The organism is Nonomuraea dietziae (assembly GCF_014195505.1).
Taxonomy (GTDB): domain Bacteria; phylum Actinomycetota; class Actinomycetes; order Streptosporangiales; family Streptosporangiaceae; genus Nonomuraea; species Nonomuraea roseola.
Genome location: NZ_JACIBV010000001.1, coordinates 6,739,222 through 6,755,078, shown reverse-complemented (window position 1 = coordinate 6,755,078; position 15,857 = coordinate 6,739,222). Strand labels below are relative to the sequence as shown.

The 15,857-nt window shown below is 70.6% G+C and carries 17 protein-coding genes and 1 pseudogene; 10 read left to right on the top strand and 8 right to left on the bottom strand.

Going from position 1 to position 15,857, the window contains the following annotated elements; genetic code table 11:
• Together FHR33_RS32280 and FHR33_RS32275 are read right to left on the bottom strand one after the other, a co-directional pair.
• Positions 1-426, bottom strand: coding sequence for a molybdenum cofactor biosynthesis protein MoaE (locus FHR33_RS32280; RefSeq protein WP_183655754.1), 426 nt, complete (start codon positions 424-426; stop codon positions 1-3).
• Entirely contained in the window at positions 423-1,496 is a 1,074-nt protein-coding gene (locus FHR33_RS32275) for an NAD-dependent epimerase/dehydratase family protein (RefSeq protein ID WP_183660427.1), read from the bottom strand. Before FHR33_RS32275 ends, FHR33_RS32280 begins: the two co-directional genes overlap by 4 nt.
• Positions 1,497-1,575: 79 nt before the next feature.
• Here FHR33_RS32275 and FHR33_RS32270 point away from each other — a divergent pair, with 79 nt between their 5' ends.
• Genes FHR33_RS32270 through FHR33_RS32260 form a run of 3 tightly spaced genes read left to right on the top strand, consistent with a single transcriptional unit; the run spans position 1,576 to position 4,377 of the window.
• Positions 1,576-2,823, top strand: a complete 1,248-nt coding sequence (locus FHR33_RS32270; protein WP_312895818.1) for a zinc-dependent metalloprotease — start codon at positions 1,576-1,578, stop codon at positions 2,821-2,823.
• Positions 2,820-3,380, top strand: coding sequence for an NUDIX hydrolase (locus FHR33_RS32265; RefSeq protein WP_183655751.1), 561 nt, complete (start codon positions 2,820-2,822; stop codon positions 3,378-3,380). The genes FHR33_RS32270 and FHR33_RS32265 overlap by 4 nt, the downstream gene beginning before the upstream one ends.
• Positions 3,381-3,402: 22 nt before the next feature.
• Complete coding sequence (locus FHR33_RS32260; protein ID WP_312895817.1) at positions 3,403-4,377, top strand: endonuclease/exonuclease/phosphatase family protein; 975 nt, start codon at positions 3,403-3,405, stop codon at positions 4,375-4,377.
• Here the strand turns inward: FHR33_RS32260 and FHR33_RS32255 are convergent.
• From FHR33_RS32255 to FHR33_RS52025, 4 genes and pseudogenes are all read right to left on the bottom strand, one after another.
• The gene (locus FHR33_RS32255; RefSeq protein WP_183655748.1) at positions 4,364-4,948 is read right to left on the bottom strand and encodes a glycosyltransferase family protein; all 585 of its coding nucleotides are present in this window, start codon (positions 4,946-4,948) and stop codon (positions 4,364-4,366) included. The genes FHR33_RS32260 and FHR33_RS32255 overlap by 14 nt on opposite strands.
• On the bottom strand, positions 4,945-5,376 hold the full coding sequence (locus tag FHR33_RS32250; protein WP_312895816.1) for a M48 metallopeptidase family protein: 432 nt from the start codon (positions 5,374-5,376) through the stop codon (positions 4,945-4,947). Before FHR33_RS32250 ends, FHR33_RS32255 begins: the two co-directional genes overlap by 4 nt.
• 153 nt (positions 5,377-5,529) lie before the next feature.
• Positions 5,530-5,967 carry an enoyl-CoA hydratase/isomerase family protein gene (locus FHR33_RS52030; protein ID WP_312895815.1) on the bottom strand — a complete coding sequence of 146 codons (438 nt, stop codon included), beginning with the start codon at positions 5,965-5,967 and terminating at the stop codon, positions 5,530-5,532.
• A gap of 67 nt (positions 5,968-6,034) precedes the next feature.
• Positions 6,035-6,235, bottom strand: a pseudogene (locus FHR33_RS52025) (enoyl-CoA hydratase/isomerase family protein); the annotation flags it as partial.
• Positions 6,236-6,417: 182 nt separating this feature from the next.
• Between FHR33_RS52025 and FHR33_RS32240 the strand changes: the two are divergent.
• Together FHR33_RS32240 and FHR33_RS32235 are read left to right on the top strand one after the other, a co-directional pair.
• Positions 6,418-7,803, top strand: a complete 1,386-nt coding sequence (locus tag FHR33_RS32240; protein WP_183655742.1) for a thiamine biosynthesis protein ThiF — start codon at positions 6,418-6,420, stop codon at positions 7,801-7,803.
• A gap of 84 nt (positions 7,804-7,887) precedes the next feature.
• A complete protein-coding gene (locus tag FHR33_RS32235; protein ID WP_221241343.1) occupies positions 7,888-9,216 on the top strand; it encodes an ABC1 kinase family protein in 1,329 nt (442 codons plus the stop codon).
• Between the two features lie 132 nt (positions 9,217-9,348).
• Here the strand turns inward: FHR33_RS32235 and FHR33_RS32230 are convergent, their stop codons facing one another.
• A complete protein-coding gene (locus FHR33_RS32230; protein WP_183655739.1) occupies positions 9,349-10,293 on the bottom strand; it encodes a LysR family transcriptional regulator in 945 nt (314 codons plus the stop codon).
• A 107-nt stretch (positions 10,294-10,400) separates the two neighbouring features.
• Here FHR33_RS32230 and FHR33_RS32225 point away from each other — a divergent pair, with 107 nt between their 5' ends.
• On the top strand, positions 10,401-11,099 hold the full coding sequence (locus tag FHR33_RS32225) for an MBL fold metallo-hydrolase (RefSeq protein ID WP_183655735.1): 699 nt from the start codon (positions 10,401-10,403) through the stop codon (positions 11,097-11,099).
• 232 nt (positions 11,100-11,331) lie between these two features.
• Here FHR33_RS32225 and FHR33_RS32220 read toward each other — a convergent pair whose 3' ends face one another.
• Positions 11,332-12,237: an LLM class flavin-dependent oxidoreductase gene (locus tag FHR33_RS32220; protein ID WP_183655732.1), complete on the bottom strand. Its 906-nt coding sequence runs from the start codon at positions 12,235-12,237 to the stop codon at positions 11,332-11,334.
• Positions 12,238-12,478: 241 nt separating this feature from the next.
• On the opposite strand from FHR33_RS32220, the gene FHR33_RS32215 reads away from it, so the two are divergent.
• The 4 genes from FHR33_RS32215 to FHR33_RS32200 all read left to right on the top strand — a co-directional run bounded on the left by FHR33_RS32215 (position 12,479) and on the right by FHR33_RS32200 (position 15,483).
• A complete protein-coding gene (locus FHR33_RS32215; protein WP_183655729.1) occupies positions 12,479-12,769 on the top strand; it encodes an ArsR/SmtB family transcription factor in 291 nt (96 codons plus the stop codon).
• On the top strand, positions 12,766-13,152 hold the full coding sequence (locus tag FHR33_RS32210) for a VOC family protein (RefSeq protein ID WP_183655727.1): 387 nt from the start codon (positions 12,766-12,768) through the stop codon (positions 13,150-13,152). Before FHR33_RS32215 ends, FHR33_RS32210 begins: the two co-directional genes overlap by 4 nt.
• Before the next feature lie 152 nt (positions 13,153-13,304).
• Positions 13,305-14,174: a GNAT family N-acetyltransferase gene (locus FHR33_RS32205; protein WP_312895814.1), complete on the top strand. Its 870-nt coding sequence runs from the start codon at positions 13,305-13,307 to the stop codon at positions 14,172-14,174.
• A 559-nt stretch (positions 14,175-14,733) separates the two neighbouring features.
• A complete protein-coding gene (locus tag FHR33_RS32200) occupies positions 14,734-15,483 on the top strand; it encodes a hypothetical protein (protein WP_183655723.1) in 750 nt (249 codons plus the stop codon).
• Positions 15,484-15,857 lie beyond the last annotated feature (374 nt).

The following is a 15,857-nucleotide window of genomic DNA, read 5'->3' as shown; positions in this document are numbered from 1 at the left end:
TTATTCGCAGGCGCCGACCCACTCGGTCGACCCGTCGGCGAACACCTGGTGTTTCCAGATCGGAACCTGGGACTTGAGATCGTCGATCAGCCTGCGGGAGGCCTCGAAGGCCTCTCCCCTGTGCGGGCAGGCGACCGCGACGATCACCGCGATGTCGCCGAGCTCCAGGTCACCGACCCTGTGAACGGCGGCGAGCGCCGTCACGGGGAAGTCGGCCGCGACCTTCTCCGCCACGCGCCGCAGCTCGTCGATCGCGCTCGGGTGGGCGGAGTAGGACAGCTTCGTCACGGCCTTGCCGTGATCCTGCTCGCGGACGGTGCCGACGAACAGGGTGGTGCCGCCCGCCGCGTGGGAGCCCACCGCGGCGAGCACCTCCTCGACGGAGAGCGGCGTGTCGCGAATGTCCAGCAACCGAATCACGGTCAAAGCCTACGCTTCTTGCGTACCTGCCTGACGATCGCGGCGGTGCCGATGACGGCGACCGTCGCGCCGGCCGCGGTGAGCGTGGCCTCCTTGACCGGCAGCCGCCTGCCGACCACGGTCGTCCTGTTCTCGCGCAGCTCGAGCAGCTGCTCGAGGGCCGCCTCGTTGCTCCACGCGGGCTTCCATCCCGCCTCGCGCAGGTTCGCGCAGTCGACCACCCACGGGTAGACGACGTAGTGGAGGTCCGTCGCGGGGGCGGGGGTGATGCCGAGCCTGTGGAGTCGCTGCGCCGTACCGAACGTGAGACCGGCGGGCAGCTCGAAACCGCGTATCCCGGACAGCTCCTCCACCTGCTCCTGCTCGAGCCAGCCCTCGGAGCCGACCGCCACCACGCCGGTGACCACTCCCCTGGCCGCCAGCTCCAGCGCCGAGAGCAGGTCGTCGACATGGCAGAACTGCCAGCGCGGCGTGCAGCCCTTCACCGTCAGCAGCCGCGGCGACTCGAAGTGCCTGGTGATGACCGTGTCGATGCCGGGGCCGACGATCGCGGCGGGCCGTACGACGGTGACCTCGAGCCCCGGGTGGCTGCGGGCAGCCCTGCGGACCAGCGCCTCGATCTCCAGGTAGTCGCCCACCACGCCGGTGTCGGGCTCGGCGGCGACCGCGGAGTCCTCCGGGAGCGGGACGTCGTTCTCGGGCGCGGCGCCGTACACCATGGCGCTGGTGACCAGCACGACACGCCGCACGCGCGCGGCGGCGCTGGCGGTCAGGACCGTCTGCGCGGCGCGCAGGTTGTAGGCGCGCCGCTCGCCGGGGTCGGAGTCGAGCGCGTAGTCACCGGCGAGATGGACCAGGACGTCGATGTCGGAGATGCGGTTCGCCAAGAGCGGATCCCGTACGTCGATCACTCTCCAGGTGACGTCCTGGACGTCGCCGCGCTGCTCGTCGATGGCCACCACCCTGCGGAAATCCGCGTTGGTGGCGAGCTTCGCGACGAGCTCGCGGCCGATGCCTGAGGACGCGCCGGTGACGGCGACGACTGGTTGGCGCGGGCGTTTCGAGGTAGGCACCAGGTCCTCACTTTGCACTGATCCGCCGTAGGACGACTAACGTGGCGGATGTGGACTCCTCCATCCTGCACGAGGTAGAGCGGTGACTGACCTGCCAGGTCGCGAAAACGACCCCAACGACAACCCGTTCGCCATGTTCGGCAATCCTGAGCAGATGGCTCAGGCGATGCGGCAGTTCGCCGACATGCTGTCGGCGCCGCAGGGCTCAGGCCCTGTCAACTGGGACATGGCCAAGAACATCGCCCGCCACGCGGTGGTCGCCGAGGGCGATCCCAGCGTGATGGAGGGCGAACGCCGCCAGATCGTCGACGCGCTCCAGCTCGCCGACCTCTGGCTCAACGAGGCGACCGCGCTGCCCAGTGGGGTGTCGAACCCGCGGGCGTGGAGCCGTTCCGAGTGGATCGAGAACACGGTCCCCGTCTGGCGCAAGCTGTGCGAGCCGATCGCCGAGCGCATGGTCGAGACCATGGGCGGCGCTCTCGGCGGCGGCAGCCTGCCGCCCGAGGCGCAGCAGATGGCCGCCCAGCTCGGCCCGCTCATGGGCATGATGAAGCAGATGGGCGGGATGATGGTCGGCCAGCAGATCGGCCAGGCCCTCGGCTCGCTCGCCCGCGAGGTGGTCGGCACCACCGACATCGGCCTGCCGCTGTCCGACACCGCGGCGCTCCTGCCCGGCGGCGTGGCCTCCTTCAGCGAGGGCCTCGAGCTGCCCGCCGACGAGATCAGGCTCTACCTGGCGCTGCGCGAGGCGGCCCACCACCGGCTGTTCCAGCACGTCCCATGGCTGCGCGGGCACCTGCTCGGCGCGGTCGAGGAGTACGCCAAGGGCATCACGGTCGACACCTCCGCCCTGGAGGAGCAGATCCGTGGCCTCGACATCAGCAATCCCGAGGCGCTCCAGGAGGCGCTGAGCGGCGGCGGCCTGCTCAAGCCCGAGGAGACCGAGCGGCAGAAGTCCGCCCTGGCTCGCCTCGAGACCATGCTCGCGCTGGTCGAGGGCTGGGTCGGCACCGTGGTCGACGCCGCCGCCGAGGGCAAGCTGCCGTCGGCGGGCGCTCTGGCCGAGACCGTACGGCGCCGCCGGGCGACCGGCGGTCCCGCGGAGACGACCTTCGGCACGCTGGTCGGCCTGGAGCTGAGGCCCAGGCGGCTGCGTGAGGCCGCCGTGCTGTGGCAGGCGCTCGTGGCCGATCGCGGCATCGACGGGCGCGACGCGGTCTGGGGTCACCCCGACCTCATGCCGACGGCCGACGACCTCGACGCCCCCGACACCTTCGTCAAGGGCGACACGGCGTGGGACATCTCCAAGCTCGAGGACGGCGAGGATTGACCCTTCACCGCGACGCGGTCGCCGTCCTGGCCGGATGGACGGCGCCAACCGCGGAGGAGGAGGCGCTGCGTGAAGAGTTCCTTCAGCACCTGCGCACCCATCCCGACGCCATGCTGCGCTCGTGCGCGCCCGGTCACCTCACGGCCACCACCGCCGTGCTCTCGCACGACGGCGCCCAGGTGCTGCTGACGCTGCACCCGAAGGCGGGCATGTGGCTGCCGATGGGCGGCCACTGCGAGCGGTCCGACGGCTCGCTGGCCGACGTCGCCCTGCGCGAGGCCACCGAGGAGTCGGGGATCTCCGGCCTCAGGCTGCTGCCAGGGCCGCTCGCGCTCGACAGGCACAAGGTCTGGTGCCATCCCCCGCACAGCTGGCATCTCGACGTGGAGTACGCGGCCGTCGCGCCCGCCGGCGCGGAGGCCGTCATGAGCGACGAGTCGCTCGACCTGCGCTGGTTCCCCGTCGAGGAGATCCCTGAGCTGTCGGACGAGGCCACCAGGCTGCTGGCCCGCAGGGGCCGCGAGGTTCTCACCTCGGGCTCACGCTCGCTTGGCTAGAGTCCCTTCGCAGGAGGGATATGTGGAGACTGTCGGTGGCACCATCGTGACGCCCGCTCGCCGCAGGTTCCCTGTGAAGGCGCTCGCCTGGATGGCGGTCTCCCCGTTCGCCGTGTGGGCGGCGGCCAGGATCGGCGGGCTCGAGCGCGGGTCGCTCACCACGCAGCTCATGACGGCCACGCCGTACGCCGCCGCCGGCTCCCTGGTCTCGCTCGTGGTCGCCATGGCGGCGCGCAACCGCCCTGCCGCCGCGGTGGCCCTGGTCACGAGCGCCGCCCTGGGGTTCAGCGTGCTCCCCCGAGCCTTCGGTACGGCGGACACCGCCACGGGCAGGCCGCTCAAGGTGCTCACCATCAACCTGCTGTTCGGCAGGGCGGACACCGGCGCGATCATGGAGCTGGTCAGGCGGTTCGACCCTGACGTGCTGTCGACGCAGGAGCTCACCCCCGACGCCGTCGGGCGCCTCGACGCGGCGGGGCTGAAGGACCTAATGCCCCACAGGGTGCTGGAGGACGAGTACAGCGCGGGCGGCAGCGGCCTGTACGCCAGGTATCCGCTGACCCGGCTGGACAACGTGGTGCCGCAGCGCGGCCATCACATGCCGGTGGGGCTCCTCGCGCTGCCGGGCGGCAGACCCGTGCAGATCGTGAACGTGCATCCCTATCCGCCGCTCGGCCCCCTTGTCCACGACTGGAACGCCGCGCTGCGCGCGCTGCCCTCGGCCTCGGCCGATCCCGTGCGTGTGCTGGCGGGCGACTTCAACGCCAGCCTCGACCACGCGGCGATGCGCGAGTTGCTCGGGCGCGGCTACAAGGACGCGGCGGACGAGGTCGGCCAGGGGCTGGTCCCGACGTGGCCGGCCAACAAGAGGATTCCGCCGATCATCACGATCGACCACGTGCTGGTCGACTCGCGGGTGGGGGTGCGCGAGGTCAGCGTGCACACCGTGCCGGGCACCGATCACCGCGCGGTCTTCGCCAGCCTCACCGTGCCGTAGCGCCCAGCACGGCCCTGGTGTTCTCCCAGCCCTCCAGGCCGGGGTCGAGGCGGTCGAGGTCGGCGGAGGTGCGCACCCTGTGCCAGCCCGGCGTGGTGGCCACCATGCGGCGGCCAGGGGCCTGCGCCCGCAGCTCCTTCACCGGGTCCTGGGCGTCGAGATCGGGGTCGGCCCAGCCGGGGAAGGGCAGCTTCGCCGCCATGGCGACGGCGCCGCCGTCCTCCGAGGGACAGACCGTCAGCTCGGCCCTGCCGAGTTCGCGGAAGAGCTTTCCGATCAGCAGGGGCGGCAGGTCGGGCGCGTCGCCGCTCACTATCGCGGCCTGGTCGGCATTAATGGCGGCAAAGATGTCCTTCAGCGGCGTGTGCTCTTTAATCGCGATAATGTCCGTGCCCGGCCACAAGAGATGATCCAAATCGGGAACGCTGGTGGCGAGGACGGGCGTGACGAGTTCGAGGCCCGCGACCATCTCATAGGTGTCCTCGACTATGGCTTCGAGGAACTCGCGTGGATCTCCTGGCGCGGCATTCGCCATGCTTTGCCGTACCAGAACCGCGACAACCCGGGTCAACACTCCTCCGGAGGGTTGCTGGCCGCGGCAGAGAATCCTTCAAGGTAGCCGCGCGCCCGCTCCGCCTTGGGATACTGTTCGACCAGAGCCCAGAAATCAGGGCCGTGACTGGGCACCAGCAGGTGCACGAGCTCGTGAATGATGACGTAGTTGATGACCCACTCGGGGAGCCCCTTGAGGCGGGTCGAGATTCTGATCGTGCCGCTGTCGGGGGTGCATGACCCCCATCTGTGCTGCTGGTTGTCGACCCAGCGGACACTGATCGGCTGAGCCTTGCCGTACAGGTATTTCGCCGACAGTTCGTTGGCCCGTTCCAGCAGGCCTTCGTCGGTGGGGCGCCGGCGTTGTTCCTTGGCGGCCAGCCGGTCGAGCATCCGGCTCACCCATTCATCCGCGTCCTCGCCGCTCAGCCAGGCGGGCAGGAGCACGATCGTCTTGTCGCCGTCGCGGTACGCGGAGACCGTACGCCGGCGACGAGAACTTCGACGAACCTCGACTCTCTCGGGGGGCACATATGCACGTTAGCCGACACTGACGGAATTCCACAGGGGGTGAGCCCCTGTTTTCGCTGGTCAGCATGATTAAGAGCCGGTGAATTTGGGCACTCGCCTTTCCCGATGCGCGGTGAGGCCCTCAAGCATGTCCTTCGAGGTCATCGTCACCGGCTGGGCCAGCGACTCCCATTTGAGCGCTTCTTCAAGGTCATTGTGTGCACTCTTGAGCGCGATTTTGGTCAGCCGCGTCGCGATGGGCGCGTTCGCCGCGACGCTTCCGGCGATCTCCAGAGTTTTCTCCAGGAGCTCCTCTCGCGCGTACGAGCGGTTGATGAGCCCTTCTCTCGCGGCTTCCTCTCCCCTGATCGTTCTGCCGGTGAGGAGCAACTCCCTGGCGAGGTTGATCCCGCCTCTGCTCGGCAGCAGATAGGTGGCGGCCATCCCTGGGTGCAGTCCGAGCGAGGTGAAGGGCGCCAGGAGTTTCGCGTCGTCGGCGGCGTAGACGAGGTCGCAGGCGAGCGCCACGCACAGGGCCCGCGCCGACGGCGGGGCCGTTGACGGCGGCGATGGTGGGGATCTCCAGCTCGGTGATCGACAGCCAGGTGCGGTAGAAGGCGAGCATGCGGTCGCGCAGGGCGGGGACCTCCTCCTCTCCCCTGTCGGCCAGCCAGGACAGGTCGCCGCCCGAGGAGAAGGCCGTGCCCGCGCCGGTGACGACCAGGCAGCGCGCCTGCCGGTCCGACGCCAGCTCCCTGATCGTTTCTGCCCACTGGGCGGTCATGCCGTCGGTCATGGAGTTGCGGCGGTCGGGGCGGTTGAGGGTGAGCAGGACGACGCCGTCGTCCTGCCTGTCGACCATGAGCTCGTTCATGGTCGAGAGAGTATCCACAGCCGCCCCCGCCGCCGCGTCCGAGTTATCCACAGCCCCGAGCGAAAGCCCTCCCGATCGCCGCGCGCGTGGAAACCTGGCGCGCCATGAGGCCACGTGTGAAACCCGCGCTGCGCAGGATCCTCCGTGACGAGCGCACGCTCCAGTTCGGCGTCCACCCTCGCAGGGCGGTCCTGGTGAGCGAGCTCGCGCCGTCCGTGCGGCAGTGGATCGACCGCCTCGACGGCACCAGGGAGATCGCCCAGGTCATGAGGGAGGCGTCGGGGGCGGGGCTGTCCGAGGAGGGCGCCAGGTCGTTGCTCGACACGCTCACGGCCCGGGGCGTGCTCGACGACGCGGCGGTTCGTCCCGCGACGCTGGCCAGGCTGTCGCTCGCCGAACGCGACCGGCTGCGGCCGGAACTCGACGCGCTCGACCTGGCGTCGACCATTCCTGGGGGCGGCCTCGAGACGATGCGCCGCAGGCGGGAGGCTCGGGTGCGCGTCTACGGGGCCGGGCGGGTGGGCGCCCAGGTGGTGGCGCTGCTGGCGGCGTCCGGGGTGGGCCAGGTGCGGGTGGTCGATCCGGCTCCGGCGAGGGCGGAGGATCTGGTTCCCGGAGGGCTGGGGTGGGCGGAGCTGGGGGCGCCTCGGGAGGAGGGCGCGGTCGCGGTGGCCCGCAGGATCACGGCGGGCGGCTCCGGGCTCTCCGCTTCCGGCGACCGTTCCGGCGGTTGCTCCGAGGTCTCCGGCGACCCGGCCCCACGCCCGTCCGGCCGAGCGTCCGGCCGTGGCGCGGGCGCGGCCTCCGACCGTGCTTCCGGGCGTGCCTCCGAACGTGCCTCCGACCGCGCTTCCGAACGTGCCTCCGACCGCGCTTCCGAACGTGCCTCCGGGCGTGCCTCCGGGCGTGCCTCCGGGCGTGCCTCCGGTGCGGCTTCCGCCAGGCGGCGGGAGGCGTGGCCGGCCGTCGACGGCGGCCCTTCGGTCGAGGCGGTGGCCGGCGCGCCCCACCTGTGTGACGGCTCCCAGCGGCCCGACCTCGTCATCCTCGCCCCCGTCGGCCCGCTCGACGCGATCCTGGTCTCCGAGCTGGTCACCATGCGGATTCCGCACCTCCTGGTCACCGCCTTCGAGGGGCACGGCTCCGTCGGCCCCCTGGTGCGTCCCGGCGAGACCGCCTGCCTGCACTGCCTCGACCTGGCCAGGCGAGATCGCGACCCCGCCTGGCCGATCGTCACCGCCCACCTCGGCGGATTTCCCGTGGGTGAGATCGCCTGCGGCTCGGCGCTGGCGACGCTCGTCGCCGCCGCAGCGACCGGCCATGCGCTTGCTCACATCGACGGCCAGGAGAGCGCTGTGACCAACGACACAATGGACGTTATGCCTGATTGGCACTGGAAACGTCGATCCTGGACCATGCATCCGCAATGTCGTTGCTGGCGCAAAGAGTTCAGTGCGCTAACAATGGTCAGGCCGGGTTCTTGCAGTTGACGGGCCAACGCAAAGCCCGTAGGGCCCCGTAAGGTCCGGACCACGAAGGGGGGAAGCGGCGTCTCAGCAGAGACGCCGCGCGTCATGGTGAGTGATCTTCCGCGCCGCGCCGTCACGCGCTCCGCCAAGCTGGCGACCCTTCCACTCGGGTTCGCCGGCCGCACTGTCATGGGCATCGGCAAGCGCATCGGCGGCAAGTCGGCCGAGCTGGTCGCCCAGGAGGTCCAGCAGCGCACCGCCGAGCAGATCTTCAAGGTGCTCGGTGAGCTCAAGGGCGGGGCGATGAAGCTCGGCCAGGCGCTGTCCATCTTCGAGGCGGCGCTGCCTCCCGAGATCGTGGGCCCCTACCGGGCGACGCTCACCAAACTGCAGGACTCCGCTCCCCCGCTGCCCGCCGCCACGGTCCATCGGGTGCTGGCCGAGCAGCTGGGCGACGACTGGCGCGACCACTTCGACTCCTTCGACGACCAGCCGACCGCCGCCGCCTCCATCGGACAGGTCCACAAGGCTGTCTGGCACGACGGCAGGGCCGTCGCCGTCAAGATCCAGTACCCGGGCGCGGGCAAGGCGCTGCTCGGCGACTTCGCCCAGCTGGCCCGCCTCGGCAAGCTCTTCGGCGCGCTGCTGCCAGGGCTCGACATCAAGGCCGTCCTGGCCGAGCTGCGCGAGCGCATCGCCGAGGAGCTCGACTACCTGCGCGAGGCCGAGGCGCAGCACGCCTTCGCCATGGAGTTCAAGGACGACCCCGACTTCTTCGTCCCCGACGTCATCGCCGCCAACGAGCAGGTGCTGGTCACCGAGTGGATGGACGGCACGCCCCTCTCCCGCATCATCACCGACGGCACCAAGGAGGAGCGCGACAGCGCGGGGCTGCTGTTCGTGCGCTTCCTGTTCTGCTCGCCCGCCCGCGTGGCCATGCTCCACGCCGACCCCCACCCGGGCAACTTCCGCATGCTGCCCGACGGACGGCTCGGCGTGCTCGACTTCGGCGCGGTCAACCGGATGCCCGAGGGCTACCCGAAGGTGTTCGGGCAGCTCACTCGCATCTTCAACCAGGGCGACATGGACGCCGTGGTGGACGGCCTGCGCGACGAGGGCTTCATCCAGGAGCACATCGAGATCGACGGCGAGGCGCTGCGGGGCTTCCTGGCACCGTATGTGGAGCCGACGGCGGTCGAGGAGTTCACCTTCAGCCGCGAGTGGCTGCAGGCGCAGGCGGCGAGCGCCACCGACCTGCGCCCGACGAACGTGGTGCGGCAGCTCAACCTGCCGGTGTCCTACGTGCTGATCCACCGGGTGCATGCGGCGGGGGTGGGGGTGCTGTGCCAGCTCGGCACGACGGCCCGCTTTCGCGACGAGGTGATCCGCTGGGTCCCCGGCTTCTCCGACGACGAGCCTGCCCCCGTCGGCTGATCGCCTCTCCCCTCGCCTTCGTGCCGTTTCGTTCAGCGCCTGGCCCGCTGCTCGCTCTGGGGCTCGCACCTCGATCGTCTGACACCGCGCACCGGCTGTGGAAGTGAACCAGTCTCCGCCACGCCGTGGTGATCAGGGCACCAGGGGGGTCCGGTCGATCTCGGGCACCCATACCGCAGGATCGGACCGGTCAGGAAGCGCGCGTGACCGCAGGTGCCGCAGCAGCACCCGCAGCAGTGGCCGGGGATTGCGCCGGTGCCAGACGAGCGACCACGGCAGCAGCGGCGTCGGCTCGACGATCGGGATGCGGACAAGGCCGCTCCCGGTCGCGTCGATGCTCATCTCGCCCAGCCCCACCGCTGCCTTCTCCGCCAGGAACTGCTCCACGAGATGCCGCTGGCCGATGGCCGGAGCGTTGAATCGCAACGGCACGCCGAACCGCTCGGCCAGCCGCATCAGGTAGCCTCGCCATTCCGTCGCGCCCGCCGGGTCGGGCATCGCGATGCCTGCCTCGCGCAGGTCGGACGGCCGCAGCACGCTTCTGTCCGCCAGGTGATGATCTTCGGGTACGAACGCGTGCAGCTGCTCCAGATGCACGAGTCTGTGCACCAGCTCGGTGGGCCATGGGGCCGGCGTGTCGTGTACCCGTCCGAACGCGGCGTCGATCTCCTGCCGTCGCAGGGCCGGCAGCGCCACGGACAGCCCCTGTCGCATGCTCAGCTCGATCTGTACGCGAGAGTCGCGCTCGCTCACCTGGCGCACCATCCGCAGCGGTGTGAACCGCTCGTCGTAGACGTCCACCCGCAACGGCTCGTCCGCGGAGCGCACCGCCTGCACCGCCCGGTCGAACGCGGACACCGCCTCATGTGCGTGAGGCAGCAACCGCCGTCCCGCCTCCGTCAGCTCCACGGCGCGGGTGGTCCGCTCGAACAGCGGCACCCCCAACGCCTCCTCCAGCCGGCGGATCCGCTTCGACAGCGCCTGCTGGCTGATGAACAGCCTCGCGCCGGCCCGCCCGAAGTGCAGCTCCTCCGCGGTGACGAAGAAGGCGCGCAGGCCCTCGATGTCCGCCTCCACGCTCCGAGCCTCGATTGGAAACCGCTGGTTGTCAATCTGACGTGGATCGTTGTTGGACGCCACCGGCCGACTGCGGGTTTGCTGGTCTCTCACCGAAGGGGAACCGAATGAAGATCGTGGCAATTCGTCCGGAGCTGCACCTGCTACTGCTGGAGTTCGGCCAGGCGTACCTCTGGAACGACGCAGGCAAGCTCACCCTCGTCGACACCGGCATCGCCACCTCCGGCAAGGACATCGCGGCTGCGATCGAGGAGCTGGGCTTCAGCAAGAGCGACGTCGGGCACGTCGTGCTCACGCACTTCCATGAGGACCACAGTGGCGGGGCCGCCGAGATCAGCCGGTGGGGAGACGTCACCGTGCTGGCCCACCGGCTGGAGACACCGGTGATCCGCGGCGACACGCCCGCTCCTCCACCGAACTTCACCGACGAGGAGCGGGCTCTGCACCGTGACCTCGGCGCCCACCTCCTGCCCGCCGCGCCCCCCTGCCGGGTGGACCGGGAGTTGGAGGACGGAGATGTGATCGACTTCGGCGGCGGCGCGCGGGTGATCCACACGCCCGGCCACACCGACGGCAGCATCGCGCTTCACCTGCCGCGACCCGGCGTGCTGTTCACCGGGGACACGGTCGCGCACATCGACGGACAGGTCATGCCCGGGGTCTTCAACCTCGACCGCGCGCAGATGCTCCGCTCCTTCCGCCGACTCGCCGAGGTGGACGCGCGGCTCGCCTGCGTCGGCCACGGCGAACCCATCGTCGACGCCCACGCCGCTCTGACGGCGGTCGCGGCGACCCTGCCGGCCTGAACACCGGCTCTCCCCCGTAGCCGTGCGAGCCCTCGGTGAGCGCGTCGTGGCCGGGACCACCGGTCAGCGCGACAGGCGTGCGAGCCCCCTCAGTCAGCACGCCGCAACCGGGCCCCACAGCCAACGCGACAGGCGTGCGAGCCCCGTCGATGAGCACGTCGCAGCGGGCCACACGGTCAGCGCAGCAGGCGTGCGAGCCCCGTCGATGAGCACGTCGCAGCGGGCCACACGGTCAGCGCAGCAGGCTTCGGGCCTCTGCCAGCAGGTCGACCTGGGACCGCCAGTCGCCGCCCGAGATGCCGATGATCGCGTGTTCGGCTCCGGCCTCGCGATAGACGGCCAGCCTCTCGGCGACCTGCTTCGGCTGGCCGGTGAGGGGGATCTCGATGACGTCCTCCAGCGGGCGACCGTACGAGCCGCTGATCCCTTCCGCGATCTGCGCCCTCGACGGCACCCCATGCCCGTTCCCCAGAGCGGCGGCGCCGCCGATCGCGATGACCGGAGCGGGCCGTCCGTGGTGGGCGGCCAGGTCGGCGAGATGCTTTCCGCCCTCGGCGACCTCACTGGGCGAGATCAGGGAGGGGAACCAGCCGTCGCCCAGCCGCGCCGCCCGCCGGATCGCCGCGCCGGAGGCGTTGCCGACCCACACCGGCGGCACCGCCACGGCAGGCGCCAGTTCGACAGCCGGCTCCCCCTCTTCGTCTCGCAGCCGCGTCGCCTCGCCCACGAGCAGGTGGGGAAGCAACTCCAGGGCCGTGTCGGTGCGGCGGCCCCGCTCGCCGTAGGGCACCCCCGCTGCGGCCCACTGCGCGGGCCCGCCGCCCGAGCCCACGCCGAGCACGAGGCGGCCGCCGGATACGTACTGCAGGGTCGCGATCTGCTTGGCCGCCCAGACGACGGGACGGATCGCGGGGACGAACACACTGGTGCCGATCCTGATGCGGGTGGTGGCCGCGGCGGCGATGGCCAGCGCGATCGGCGCGTCCAGCGTCGGCCCGCCGACGGCCAGGTGGTCGCCGTGCCAGACGCCGTCCAGCCCGGCGTTCTCCGCGTGCAGGGCCGCGGCTCGCAGGTCGATGCCGTCCCTGCGCTGGACGGCGATCCCGGGCAGGACCACGCCGATCTCGAAACTCTTCATGGCCGTACTGTGCAACCTCAAGTCAGCTTGATGTCAACGAAAGCCCTTGACGGTCCGGCCGCCTGGAGCCAACGAGTGTTCTTGCGTCACGCCCCCTCCACCCTCACGCCCGTTCCGACGCCTCCGCGCCTGAAGAGCCTCCTCCAGGCCGGTTCGGATCGTGCGAGGTCTGCTCGACGCGACAGGGAAGTCACCACTTGCCTCTTGATAGGCAAGTCACCACTTGCCTATAGTGAGAGCCATGGCGGAGGACGTCTTCAAGGCCCTGGCCGACCCCACCCGTCGGCGCATCCTCGATGAGCTGGTGGAACGGGACGGCCAGACCCTGTTCGAGATTTGCGCGCGGCTGGTGACCAAGCACGGTCTTGGACTGTCCCGCCAGGCGATCAGTCAGCATCTGGCTGTGCTGGAATCCGCGGACCTGGTCCGTTCGCGGCGCCAGGGCCGCTACAAGTTCCACGATCTGAACACCGAACCCCTTGAGCGCATCATCACCCGATGGCTCAAGCGCGACACACAGGAGGCACCATGAAGATCCACCTGTCGAGCGTCTTCGTCGATGACCAGGACAAGGCCCTGCGCTTCTACACCGAGGTGCTCGGCTTCGTGAAGAAGAACGATGTCCCGCTGGGCGAGGACCGTTGGGTCACCGTGGTCTCACCGGAAGACCCCGACGGGACCGAACTGCTGCTGGAGCCCTCCGGCCATCCCGCGGTCAAGCCGTACAAGGAGGCGCTGGTCGAGGACGGCATCCCGGCCACCTCCTTCGCCGTGGAGGACGTGGTCGCGGAGTTCGACCGGCTGCGCGGGCTCGGGGTCCGCTTCACCCAGGAGCCGCTGGAGATGGGCCCGGTCACCACCGCGGTCCTGGACGACACCTGCGGAAACCTGATCCAGATCGTGCACCACAAGTAGGGGGTGCCGTTCAGGCACGTGTCACCACCCGCAACCGAACGCGTCCGGGCAGGTCAGCGGCAGAGCGCATGCGTGATCACGGCGACGCCGACACCGACTTCCGGCGGGAAAACCGGGTGCGGAGGGTCGGTGGGGTGGTGTGTGATCAGGGGGTGGCGATCAAGATGGGCAGGCCGGAGGCCGACGGGCTCGGCGACGTCGTGCGGGCGTTGAGCGAGTGGCAGTACGACGGAGCGCCCGTGCAGTTGCATCCGGGGGACGTGGGGTGGTTCTGGCAGTTCGGCGCGGAGCGGACGGCGCAGGCCACGCGGACCTGGAGTCGGGCCGGCGAGGTTCTGGCGGTCGGGCTCCTGGATGGCGCGGAGTTGCTGCGGTTGGCGTTCGCGCCGGAGGCGTTCCGGGACGAGGAGGTGGCGCAGCAGGTGGCCGAGGACGTGTCGGCGCCTGAGCGTGGTGTGTTCCTCGAGGGCAAGGTGTCCGTCGAGGCGCCGATGGGTGCGCTGGTCCAGGACCTGTTGTTCAAGGACGGCTGGGAGAGTGGCGAGCCGTGGACACTGCTTCGCCGTGACCTCGGCGCGCCTGTGCCGGATCCCGGCGTTCACGTCGAGGTGATCGGGCCGGAACAGGCGCACGAGTGGGCCGCGGCCCTGCGGGCGTCGTTCGACGGCTCGACGTTCAGCGAGGAGCGCTGGCACGCGATGGCGGCAGGTGCGCCGTACGTCAACGCGCGGTGCCTGCTCGCCCGCGACGAGCAGGGCGAGGCCGTGGCGGCGGTGACGGTGTGGTCGGCGGGTGAAGGCAAGCCCGGGCTGATCGAGCCGATGGGGGTGCACCGGGCACACCGCCGTCACGGTTACGGCAAAGCGATCACGATCGCCGCGGCGCGCGCACTCCAGGAGCTGGGTTCGTCCAGCGTGGACGTGGGCACGCCGAGCTCCAACGTCGGCGCCGTCGCCACCTACCTGTCGGCCGGCCTCGAGCGGTTGCCCGAAAGGCGGGACCTGTACCGCGACGCTTCCTGAGGCTCGCGGTGTGGGGTCGGGGTGTGGCGAGTGATCGCGAGGCCGGTCTCGGCGAGGCAGCCGTCGATCAACGGCCAGTACCTCCAGGTCGATCCTCTCCTCGCGCGGGTGCCTGAGCAGCTCCTCCCGGACCCGCTCAGGCCCGCCGTTCAGCGTGCGCGACGTTCTCGGCCTGCCACCCGCCGCCGCTTCGTCGCGTCCGCGGTCGTGCGGGTGCGAAGGCCCAGGTGCGTGTGGATCTGGCGGTCAGGCGCCACTGCCCGTCCTCCTTGGCGATGACGAACAGTGAGGTGCTCACCTCTTCCGTCCCGTCGAGGTTCCGACAGGCCTGGCGCGCCTTCACGGCGGCGACGTCGGACGGATGAACAGCACGTGTTCCACCTCTGCATCCAGCCGGGAAGCGCCCGGTGAGTGAACGTCGAGATCGCATCACGGCCCGGAGAGACGCTTGCCGTGCCGGAGCCCACTGCTTGCCTCCGGTTTCTCGGCTGTCGTGGCGGGCGGGGCATGTGCTATTCAAGATCCGTCATCGTGGTGCTCAGGTGGATGTGAGGCGGGGATGGAAGTCGGGTTCGACGAGTTGTACGCGGCCTGCAAGCCGATCGTCTACGGGGACATGGCGCGGGGGCGGCAGGCGTTGACGGCGCTGCTGCCGGAGGCGTGGCGGCGGGGGCCGCGCTGGGGGCTCGCGATGATCCACGCGATGCTCGCCGACCTCCACGGCAGGCTCGGGGACGTGCCGGGCGGGATCGAGCACTTCCGAGCCGCGGTCGACCTGGGCTGGAACGACTGCCTGTCCATCTGGTCCGATCCCGGCTTCGCCGGCCTGGCCCGCAGCCCGCACTTCGCCGATATCTACGGTCGCGTGTGGATCTCGCCCGCCGATCTGGAGGAACTGGGGTGGCTGCGCGCCGAGGCCACCGCGATCTCCCAGGAGCTCAGCTGGATCGCCGCCGAGAGCATCGGCCGCCCGGACCACGGCACCACCGAGGTCTTCCACTGCCCCCTGCCCACCCGCGCCCCCGACGGCGCGGGCGTGCTCGGCGCCCGCATGTCCGTGGCCATCCTCCAGCGCGTCGGCCTCGACCTCGTCGCCTCCTCCGACATCAGCCGCATCAGCGGCCTGATAGCCTCCGACGCCATCGGCGGGCCCTCCCACAGCCAATGGGAGGTCTGGCGCTCCGCGGGCCTGGCCGATTCCCGCGCCGCCGCCCGCCGCGCCGCCGCCCAGGCCCGCGCCTTCCGGCCCACCCCTGGCCTGTCCACCGTGCCGGTCCCCGCCACCACCCTCCCCCGCAACAGCAGGTGAACCACGGCCGGCGATCATCTCCACATCGTGGCCACGCCGGTGCGCCAGGATGGCGGGCAACCCGATCTGCGCGGCGACCTCCACCGGTTGCGGGACAAGCGCCGCGTCCGCGGGGGGATCTTGGGTTGCTGACCTCCTCTCCCAGGTCAAAGGGAAATGATCTCGAGCGCGCATCCAGGACATGAGAAACGGCCGGGTGCGTGGTGCACCCGGCCGTTCTATCGAAGGTCAGACCGTGAGATCCTCCGCCGGCGGCAGGATCTCAGGACCTATCCCTGGGAGAGGAGCGCCCGGCGGAGCCGGTCGTTGGCGCGCTGGACGTCGCGCCGGGCGCGCTGTACGCGCCTCAGACGGGACACCAGGCGGTACTCCTC

Bases quoted from the DNA above. Each gene is read 5' to 3' on its own strand.
- FHR33_RS32210 (WP_183655727.1), top strand. From the start codon at position 12,766: ATGAAGATCCACCTGTCGAGCGTCTTCGTCGATGACCAGGACAAGGCC.
- FHR33_RS32240 (WP_183655742.1), top strand. From the start codon at position 6,418: ATGAGGCCACGTGTGAAACCCGCGCTGCGCAGGATCCTCCGTGACGAG.
- FHR33_RS32220 (WP_183655732.1), bottom strand. From the start codon at position 12,237: ATGAAGAGTTTCGAGATCGGCGTGGTCCTGCCCGGGATCGCCGTCCAG.
- FHR33_RS32225 (WP_183655735.1), top strand. From the start codon at position 10,401: ATGAAGATCGTGGCAATTCGTCCGGAGCTGCACCTGCTACTGCTGGAG.
- FHR33_RS32215 (WP_183655729.1), top strand. From the start codon at position 12,479: ATGGCGGAGGACGTCTTCAAGGCCCTGGCCGACCCCACCCGTCGGCGC.
- FHR33_RS32235 (WP_221241343.1), top strand. From the start codon at position 7,888: ATGGTGAGTGATCTTCCGCGCCGCGCCGTCACGCGCTCCGCCAAGCTG.
- FHR33_RS32200 (WP_183655723.1), top strand. From the start codon at position 14,734: ATGGAAGTCGGGTTCGACGAGTTGTACGCGGCCTGCAAGCCGATCGTC.